Genomic DNA, 8,539 nt, shown 5'->3' with positions numbered 1-8,539 from the left:
CTCACGCACTTCGGGGGAAAATTTGTTCGTCGTCTTGCTCATGATGCTCCATCCTACTCAGGAGTTGGAGCCTCCGGCAAACCCGGAGCGGTTCAGTTAGGTTGTGCTACGGGTTTGGTAAGATCACAATTTTCGAAAAGTTTCAGCGTTTCAGGTCCGAAGCGGACCGGATCGAGATCATGTTCAGCGGGCTCAGGGGCTCGCCCGACCTCGTGGCAGCAGTTTCCTGAACCTCCTCACGGGTGGCAAGCAGATAGGACGGGTGCCCGACGCCCTTCCAGGCGGCCATCGCTCTCGCAGCAGCCTTATCCCGTGGCTGTGGCCGTGCAGCCGGGATCGCGTTCGAAGGTGTCAGCGCGGGATCGTGCGCACCTCTGCGTATAAACGCAGTCAGGGGCCCGAGCCGCCTTGGCGGATCAGGCCCAAGGCATTCAGGATCAGGCTGCGCGCATCGTGTCGATCGACAGCAGCGTATCCTCGCGGCGGGCGATGAACAGGGCCAGGATCGCACCGAAGATCGGCAGGCCTGCCATGAACAGCAGGTTCGACCCCTCGGCCAGCGGCATCAGGATATGCCCGGCGGTCGAGATGGTGGACAGCCCGTGAACGGCCAGGCCCGCGCCATAGCTGATGGTCTTGAACAACCCCAGGATGATCGCAACCGCCAGGACGACCTGCAGCCCCCCGGCAATCATGGAACTGGCGGCACCCAGGCTCTCGATCCCGTAGAACTTGGCGAAGATGCCCGAGGTGGCGGCAGGGTTGACGATCTTGTTCAGTCCCCAGGCGAGGAGGAACAGGCCGAAGGTGACGCGGATCAGCAGAAGCGCGATCTTGACGGAGGAATGCATGGTGGATCCTTGAATGGCATCGAAAAGGCGGGATTGCCCTACCAGGCGATCCCGCATCCCAATTCGCCGAAGCCCCGGGTTTCGTTACGGATCCGAGCGCAAAAATCCGCGTCAGACGGACACGAGATGGTGATCCCAGGCTCGCCCCGACCGCTTGGCCAGCGGCGTGACCTGATCATCCGCCTGCACCAGCCCCCCCAGCCCGTCCGAGATGAAGAACCCCGACCGCGCAGGTGCCAGCCCGCAGACATCCTCGCGCCTGATCGTCTGCAGATGGCGCCCGGTATCGTCGAAGACCTGCACCCGTCCGCCACGGGGCGAGCTGATGGCCACGCGGCGGCCTTGGGCCTCGAAGGCGACCGATCCGACATAGCCCTGCATGGCGACCGCCTCGAAGATGGGCATCTGGTCCAGAACCGCGGCCTGCCCGCGCCGATGCAGCCCCAGAAGCGGCATGCCCTCGGCTGGGTCGCCCTGCCATTGCATCCCGAAGGCCACGACCCCGTCCCTCCCGAAGGATATGTGCCGGATGGAGTTCATGCGCAGTTCCGGGTCCAGCTCGACCTGTTCCAGAAGCTCTCCGTCGGGGGCGACATAGGACAGGTTCGGCCGCATCAGTTCGACATCCAGCTTGACCCCCGGCTGGTCGGGATCGCTGCGATACCCGCCATTGGCTGTGACAAGAACGTCGCCCTCGGTCCGCTTGATCTCGTGCGGGCCGATGCCATGGGTCGGGATCTCGCCGATGCGCCGCCAGCCCTCGCGGCGGGACCACAGCCCGATGCGCCCCTGCCCGGTCTCATAGGCGTTCTCGGACGTGCAAAGGATGTCTCCCCCCGCGATGAAGGTGCCATGGCCGTAGAAATGCCGCCCCTGGGGGGCATGCAGCCGGGCCAGAACCTCGCCCGTGACGCAGCTGAGGACGATGGCGAAATTGCCGGGGCTGCGCGCGAAGGCCACGGCCTCGGGGGCGGTGGGATGGGCGGCTGCGGCATGACCGCGACCGGGCAGCGGGATGCGGAACAGATCGGCCCCGGTTTCCGAAAGGCCGAACAGCGCGTATCCACCATCCGCCTCTCGTGCGGCGCCCAGCATCGCGGGACTGCCCGCATCGGCCCAGCCCAGGCGGGGCGCGACGGCCCCCGCCATCAGCGCGGTCAGGAAGCTGCGCCTGCGCATCAATCGCCATCCTTGGAATTGAAGCCCGCCGTCAGGCCCAGCCCGGCGCCGATCTCGCCCTCGATCGCGGTGCCCACTGCGCGTATGCGCTGCTGCAGGATCTCGATCTTCAGGCGCGAGGTCGGATCGTCCACGCTGGCAAGGTTCGGATCGTCCTGCAGCTCGGCCACCTGCGCCTCGGCGTAATCGAAGGCGGCTTCGGTCAGCGGGATCGGGTCGTCCGACAGCTTGGCCGCCAGATCGCGCAGCGCGGCCAGCGACAGGTCGATATTGCGCAGCGGACGATCCGTGCGCCATGCCTCGGCCAGCTTGGGACGCGGCTTGTCGAAACTGCCCATCGGGCGACCCAGGCGCTGATCGGCATCGAACTCGATCGAGGACAGAAGCGCGGTATAGAGCGCCTGGTCGGCCTCGCGTGCCGAAAGATAGCGGTCGTTGCCATCTTCCCCCGCGCTCAGCATCAGGGCCGCGTGATCCTGCCAATCGGTCTGCACGTCATCCGCGATGGTCGCCAGATCCGCGGTGATCGCGCGGGCATAGCGGCAGGCGTAATCGCCCCCCTCGCCCGTCATCACCTGCTCCAGCGCCATCAGGCCGCGCCCCGCGATGGATACCTCGGCAAAGCCCTGCGCGTCATCCACCACCGGATCCTGATCCGCGACCAGGCCGCGGACGGAGCGCGCCACCAACCCGCGCGGATCGGGCCAGAATTCGACGGTCAGCGCACGGCCGTCCTGTTCCAGCGGCCCGAAGCCCAGATGGGACAGGCCCATCCAGGCGTCGAAAGCATCCTGATAGGGCGCCTGCAGCGCGTCTGCGGAACAATCCTGCGCGGCCGTGTCGGCCAATGCGTGGGCCGCGACCTGAAAGCGTTCGGTCGCGGGCAGGATGTGGTCGTTCACGACCTCGGGGGTGCCGGCCATTGCAGGCAGGGGAAGCAGGGTCAGGGCCAGAAGAATTCGCATCACAGGCTTTCCACAAATCGGATGAGTGCCGCCCGGTCCTCGGGCGGAATGTCGATGACGGTATCGCGGGCGGGCGCGGCCTCGCCCCCGTGCCACAGGATCGCCTCGAGGACGGAGCGCGCGCGTCCATCGTGCAGCAGCATCCCATGGCCGTTGACCTGTTCGGTCAGGCCCACGCCCCATAGCGGCTGCGTGCGCCATTCGCGGCCATTGGCCAACCCCTCGGGGCGGTGATCGGCCAGGCCCTCGCCCATGTCGTGCAGCAGCATGTCGGTATAGGGCCAAATCAGCTGGAAGCTGTGTTCGGGCCGATCCTCCATTCGGGCGGTGACATGCTTGGGGCGGTGGCAATCGGCACAGCCGGCGTCGTAGAAGACCTGCTTGCCGCGCAGCACCTGCGGATCGCCTTCGTCGCGCCGGGCGGGAACGGCCAGGTTCTGGCTGTAGAAGACGGTCAGCTCCAGCCCTTCGGCGTCGATCTCGGTGCCGCGGGCATCGCCGCCCCCGTTCGGGGCCGCGCGGCAGGCGGCCTGCGCATCCGTGCATTCGCCCGCATGTTCGGGATGCAGCGGGTTCGAGATGCCGATATCGCCCGAGAACGCGCTGGCGGATTGTTCCTCGATGGTGGGCATCCCGGCCTTCCAGCCGAAACGACCCAGCATCGGGGCTTCGTTGCGTGCCGACCAGACGATGTTCGCCCGCCCGGAAATCCCGTCGCCATCCGCATCCTCGGGGTCGGCATCAGCCAGGATGTCGTCGGCCGGGATCGCCTCGAGCAGGCCCAGTCCGATCATCGGCGGAGCGACGCGCGGGCTGATCATCAGGTCGTCGCGCAAGGGCCCATAGGCCGGGTCGTCGATGCCGTAGCTGGGCGCGCGCAGATGCGCGACCTCGCCGCCCGACAGCTCGATCCGGCTCTCGGTATAATCGATGGTCATACGCCCCTCGGCCGGGATGCCCGCGACCGACAGGTCCTGCAGCTGCCCGCCATAGACCGGATCGGGGCGCGTCGGCTCGAACGGGTTGCCGGTTCCTGCCAGGTATTCCTCGATCTCGGTCCGGCGGTCGTTTTCCGCCGCAGGGACCGACAGGCGCAGGAACATCGACCCGCCCGGATCGCCATGCCCCTCGGGGGGATGGCCACGACCGTCCTTCAGGTGGCAGTTCTGGCACCCCCGCGAATTGTAGAGCGGCCCCAGCCCGTCCGAGGCCAGCGTCGATGCCGGCGAGGAGACCCAGAGCTTGCGGAACAGGCCGTTGCCCACCTTGAAGCGCAATTCACCCTCGAAGCCGATATTGGCCGAGGACTGCGAGAACGCATCCGCATCGTCGCGCAGGCGCACGGTGGCGGCCCCGCCCGGATTGCCCTCGAAGGGTTCGGGCGCGGTGAAATCCCGCGTGGGCGCGACCACGTCGGCGATGCGCGCGGCCTCGGCCTGCGTCCGCGGGGTCGCGTCCAGGTGCAGATCGGCAAGCGCCGGTCCCTCCGCAAGGACCGGCGCCGCCGTCATCATCAGAAGCGGCAGGACATGCCGCATGATCTTACTGGAAGACGGCATCGGGGCTGTCGAGGCTGTCCGAGCCTGCGATGTCCACATCCTGCGCACCCAGCAGCGTCACCGCGCGTTCGATGTCCTGCGTCTGGGCGACCAGCGCATCGACGGCGGCCGTGATCAGCGCCTCGCCCGCATCGTTTCCGCGCGCCAGCATCTGGTCGTAGGACGTGCCGGCCTCGGCCGCGGTCTTGATCCGGCCCAGCTTGGCCACGCTGTCGTTCAGGCCCGCGCGCAGCGACTGGTCGACCGTCGCATCAGCCTCGGCCACCAGCGACGAAAGGCTCTCGCCCGAGACGACCGAACCGTCGATGCGCGTGTATTCGCCCAGATAGACGTTCCGGATGCCCAGGCCGTCATAGTAGTGGCTGTTATGCGTGTTGTCCGAGAAGCAGTCATGCTCTTCCTCGGGGTCGTTCAGCATGACGCCCAGCTTCATCCGCTCGCCCGCCAGTTCGCCATAGGACAGGCTGCCCATGCCGGTCAGCATGGCGCTGATCGCGGCGTCGGGATCGGCGGTCAGGCCGGTCGCGGCCTCGCCACCCTCGGCCCATTGCGCGGTCATCCATTCCAGATCGCTGACCAGCAGGTCGGTCGCGGCCTTCAGGTAATCGCCGCGGCGGTCGCAATTCCCGCCGGTGCAGTCCTCGCCCGCGGCATAGTCGGTCCAGGGGCGTTCGCCCGCGCCATGTTCGGTCCCGTGCAGGTCCTGGCCCCACAGCAGGAATTCGATCGCATGGTAACCCGTGGCGACATTCGCCTCGATCGCGTCGGCTTCGTGCAGCTGGCCCGACAGCAGGTCGGGCGTGATCTCGGTCGCGTCGATCTCTTCGCCCGACAGGGTGAAGCTGGGCTGGGCCACGACGTTCAGCGCGGCATATTCGTTTTCATCCGACGCACCCCCATAGGACGCATCGACATAGTCGATCAGCCCTTCGTCCAGCGGCCAGGCGTTCACCTTGCCTTCCCAATCGTCCACGATGGCATTGCCGAAACGCAGGGCCTCGGTCTGCTGATAGGGGACGCGGGCGGCCAGCCATGCCTGGCGCGCATCGCTCAGCGCCTGTTCGGACGGATCGGCCACAAGGGCATCGACCGCGGTCTGCAGGTTGCGGGCGGCGATCAGGCTGTCCTCGTATCCGGCATGGGCGATGGCGACATAGTTCGCGACCACCTCGGGCTTGCCTGCAAGGGCGGGCGTCGCTGCGGCAAGGGCAAGGGCGGAAATGGCGATGGTGGTCTTCATGCGGTCCTCCGTGGGCGTTCTGGCCTGCACGGGACGCGGGCCGTTCGCAGGGGTTTTGCCCCCGCGAACATCCGAAAGTCAATTCCCGACTTCTTTGATCAGAGAAACCTGATCGCCTTTGCGGTCGGGAATGCACATCACAGGAACAGATCCGCGACGAATGCCGATCCGACATAGGTGCCGGTCATCACCAGCAGCGCCACGATGAAGATCTTCCACCCCGAGGTTCGGGCGATCTCGATTTCCCGCCGTGCGATGGCGATGCCCGCATAGGCGAGGCACGGTGTCGCAAGCGTCAGGAAGTTCACATGCCCCACCTGTTCCAGCACCCATGCGCTGCCGGGCGTCCAAGGCAGGGTCGCGGCGATCCCGGCAAGCGATATCCACGCGACCGAGGGCAGCCCGACCGGCACCAGATGCGTCAGCAGCAGCCCGATGAACGAGATGACATAGAGGATGGCGATCCCCGTCAGCGACTGCACCGGCGTGGCATCGGTCGCGACGGTGTTGCCCACCAGCCCGATGGCGCAGACCGCGCCCAGCAGCAGCGCCTGATCGGCAATGCCCAGCTTGGGATCGGCCTCGGGATCGACGGGGATGTCGGGATTGCTCATGCGCGATCCTCCTTCGGGCCCATCAGGGCATAGAGCTTCTCGGTCAGGGGCAGCGCCACGAAGATGCACAGATACATCCCCGTCGCATAGGTCAGCACGTTGGACGCGCCCGCCAGCGCCAGGATCTGTTCCTCCATCGCGGGAACGGCATGGGCCAGCGCGCCCGAACAGGCGGCCATCATCGACCCCGACCCGATGCCGCAGGCCATGGCCAGCGCCTCGACGCTGAACAGCCCCGAGGTCGCAAGGACCGATGCCAGGATCGCGAAGATGAAGGTGCCGAACAGCGTGCCGATGACATAGACGCCCATCACCCCCGCCCCTTCGGGCGATTTCAGGCCGTAGCGGTCGGCGATGATCGCGATGTTGGGTTCACGCGCGACCGAGAAGCTGGCCCCCACGGATTCGCGCCCCATCCGCAGGACCAGCACCGCGATCGGGAAGGCCAGGACGATGGTCCCCAGATTGCCCAGTTCCTGCAGGATCAGGGCGGGACCGGCCGCCACGATCTGTTCCATCGACGGACCGATGATCGTGCCGAACTTGGCGATGAAGGGCATGATCGCGATGACGATCAGGGGCGATGCGGCGCGCACTTCGCGCTGGCGCAGCCAGCGGCCCGCGCGCGCGACGACGTTGGGATTGATCAGCAGCCCCATCACGAAGGCATAGAGCAGCGGCAGCAGCAGGATCGACCCGATGGCGATCGGCACGGCGATCACGCCGATCATCTCGGCGATGACAGTGATGGCCAGCACGCTTGCGTGCAGCCGCCAGTCGAGGAGTATCTCCCCAGTCCTATTCATGGCGTCCTCTTCGGATTTTCAGGGGCATCGCCTTACAGGGCCGGGGCCGGGAAGGCGATGCCGAAAATGTCAGCTGCCGGTGATGGCCTGCCGTGCAAGCCGCACCCACATCTCGGCGCCCGTCGGCAGGATCACGTCGTTGAAATCGAAGCGCGGGTTGTGCAAGCCCGGATTCTCACCCTCGCGGCCCGCGCCCAGCCACATGTAGGCGCCGGGGCGTTCGTTCAGCATGAAGGCGAAATCCTCGGAGGCCATGCTGGCAGTCGCGGCGGGCAGTTCCAGCCCCATCCGGGCGGCGACATCACGGGCCAGCGCCGCCTGTTCGGGATCGTTGATCGTCGCGGGATAGCGGCGCTGGTAATCGACACGCCCCGTGCAGCCATGGGCGGCCGCGATGCCATGGACGACCTCGGACAGGCGGGTCTCCAGCACGTCGCCCGCCGCCGGCGCGAACCAGCGCACCGTGCCCCGCAGGATCGCGCGGTCGGGGCAGACGTTCCAGGCCGATCCGGTATGGATCTGCGTAACCGACACCACGCCCGGGTCCAGGGGCGACAGGCGGCGGGCGGGCAGCTCTTGCAGGGCATCCGCGATGCGGGCCGCCGCCGCGACGACGCCGTCGCCCTGTTCGGGCATTGCCGCGTGGCTGCCGCGACCGGCGATCTCGATCTCGAAGACGGCGAAGGCGGCCATCATGTCACCGTCGCGCGCGACGAACTGCCCCGGCTTCAGGCCCGGCCAATTGTGAATGCCAAAGACGGTGTCGATGGCGAATTCGCGAAACAGCCCGTCCTCGATCATGACGCGCGCGCCACCGTCGTTTTCCTCGGCGGGCTGGAAGATGAGGTTGACGGTGCCGCCCTTCACGCCTTCGGCGGCCAGCTGACGCGCGGCCAGCAGCAGCATCGCGGTATGGCCGTCATGGCCGCAGGCATGCATCCTGCCGGCATTGACCGAGGCATGGGGAAGGCCCGTCGCCTCCTCGATGGGCAGCGCGTCGATATCCGAACGCAGGCCGACGCTGCGCCCGCCCTGCCCCAGCTGCGCCACGACCCCGGTGCCTGCAAGCCCGTGATGGACGCGCCAGCCCCAGCCCTCCAGCAGGCCCGCGATCAGGGCCGATGTCCGGTGTTCCTGGAAACCCAGTTCGGGGTGGCGATGCAGGTCGTGCCGCCAGGCGACGGCTTCGGAGATGTGGTCGTGATCGAACATGGCAAGCCCCTTCGTGCCCAAGGCGCCGCGAAGGGGCATCGGCCCCGCCACGGCCATTCCCCTGTGGCCATTAACGAAGATGCCCGAGAAAGGCGAGACGTCCGACATGCGAA

9 protein-coding genes are annotated in these 8,539 nt (G+C 67.1%); all 9 read right to left on the bottom strand.

The window, feature by feature from the left end; translation table 11 throughout:
• Nucleotides 1–142 precede the first annotated feature (142 nt).
• The 9 genes from KO490_RS11810 to KO490_RS11770 all read right to left on the bottom strand — a co-directional run bounded on the left by KO490_RS11810 (nucleotide 143) and on the right by KO490_RS11770 (nucleotide 8,534).
• Nucleotides 143–289, bottom strand: coding sequence for a hypothetical protein (locus KO490_RS11810; protein ID WP_216019599.1), 147 nt, complete (start codon nucleotides 287–289; stop codon nucleotides 143–145).
• Between the two features lie 148 nt (nucleotides 290–437).
• Nucleotides 438–851, bottom strand: coding sequence for a DoxX family membrane protein (locus tag KO490_RS11805; protein WP_216019598.1), 414 nt, complete (start codon nucleotides 849–851; stop codon nucleotides 438–440).
• Nucleotides 852–962: 111 nt separating this feature from the next.
• Entirely contained in the window at nucleotides 963–2,033 is a 1,071-nt protein-coding gene (locus KO490_RS11800; protein ID WP_371822308.1) for a DUF1513 domain-containing protein, read from the bottom strand.
• Nucleotides 2,030–2,995 carry an imelysin family protein gene (locus KO490_RS11795; RefSeq protein ID WP_216019596.1) on the bottom strand — a complete coding sequence of 322 codons (966 nt, stop codon included), beginning with the start codon at nucleotides 2,993–2,995 and terminating at the stop codon, nucleotides 2,030–2,032. Before KO490_RS11795 ends, KO490_RS11800 begins: the two co-directional genes overlap by 4 nt.
• Nucleotides 2,995–4,554 carry a di-heme oxidoredictase family protein gene (locus KO490_RS11790; RefSeq protein WP_252727145.1) on the bottom strand — a complete coding sequence of 520 codons (1,560 nt, stop codon included), beginning with the start codon at nucleotides 4,552–4,554 and terminating at the stop codon, nucleotides 2,995–2,997. The genes KO490_RS11795 and KO490_RS11790 overlap by 1 nt, the downstream gene beginning before the upstream one ends.
• Nucleotides 4,538–5,794: an imelysin family protein gene (locus KO490_RS11785; RefSeq protein ID WP_216019595.1), complete on the bottom strand. Its 1,257-nt coding sequence runs from the start codon at nucleotides 5,792–5,794 to the stop codon at nucleotides 4,538–4,540. The genes KO490_RS11790 and KO490_RS11785 overlap by 17 nt, the downstream gene beginning before the upstream one ends.
• Nucleotides 5,795–5,931: 137 nt before the next feature.
• Nucleotides 5,932–6,408, bottom strand: coding sequence for a hypothetical protein (locus KO490_RS11780; protein ID WP_216019594.1), 477 nt, complete (start codon nucleotides 6,406–6,408; stop codon nucleotides 5,932–5,934).
• Nucleotides 6,405–7,214, bottom strand: a complete 810-nt coding sequence (locus KO490_RS11775; protein WP_216019593.1) for a DUF3100 domain-containing protein — start codon at nucleotides 7,212–7,214, stop codon at nucleotides 6,405–6,407. The genes KO490_RS11780 and KO490_RS11775 overlap by 4 nt, the downstream gene beginning before the upstream one ends.
• A 69-nt stretch (nucleotides 7,215–7,283) precedes the next feature.
• Entirely contained in the window at nucleotides 7,284–8,534 is a 1,251-nt protein-coding gene (locus KO490_RS11770; RefSeq protein ID WP_252727144.1) for an amidohydrolase, read from the bottom strand.
• Nucleotides 8,535–8,539: the final 5 nt, after the last annotated feature.

It is taken from the genome of Paracoccus sp. C2R09, assembly GCF_018860625.1.
Lineage (GTDB): Bacteria > Pseudomonadota > Alphaproteobacteria > Rhodobacterales > Rhodobacteraceae > Paracoccus.
This window is presented reverse-complemented; position numbering and strand designations above follow the sequence as displayed.

Bases quoted from the DNA above. Each gene is read 5' to 3' on its own strand.
- KO490_RS11810 (WP_216019599.1), bottom strand. From the start codon at position 289: ATGGCCGCCTGGAAGGGCGTCGGGCACCCGTCCTATCTGCTTGCCACC.
- KO490_RS11805 (WP_216019598.1), bottom strand. From the start codon at position 851: ATGCATTCCTCCGTCAAGATCGCGCTTCTGCTGATCCGCGTCACCTTC.
- KO490_RS11795 (WP_216019596.1), bottom strand. From the start codon at position 2,995: ATGCGAATTCTTCTGGCCCTGACCCTGCTTCCCCTGCCTGCAATGGCC.
- KO490_RS11790 (WP_252727145.1), bottom strand. From the start codon at position 4,554: ATGCCGTCTTCCAGTAAGATCATGCGGCATGTCCTGCCGCTTCTGATG.
- KO490_RS11785 (WP_216019595.1), bottom strand. From the start codon at position 5,794: ATGAAGACCACCATCGCCATTTCCGCCCTTGCCCTTGCCGCAGCGACG.
- KO490_RS11780 (WP_216019594.1), bottom strand. From the start codon at position 6,408: ATGAGCAATCCCGACATCCCCGTCGATCCCGAGGCCGATCCCAAGCTG.
- KO490_RS11775 (WP_216019593.1), bottom strand. From the start codon at position 7,214: ATGAATAGGACTGGGGAGATACTCCTCGACTGGCGGCTGCACGCAAGC.
- KO490_RS11770 (WP_252727144.1), bottom strand. From the start codon at position 8,534: ATGTCGGACGTCTCGCCTTTCTCGGGCATCTTCGTTAATGGCCACAGG.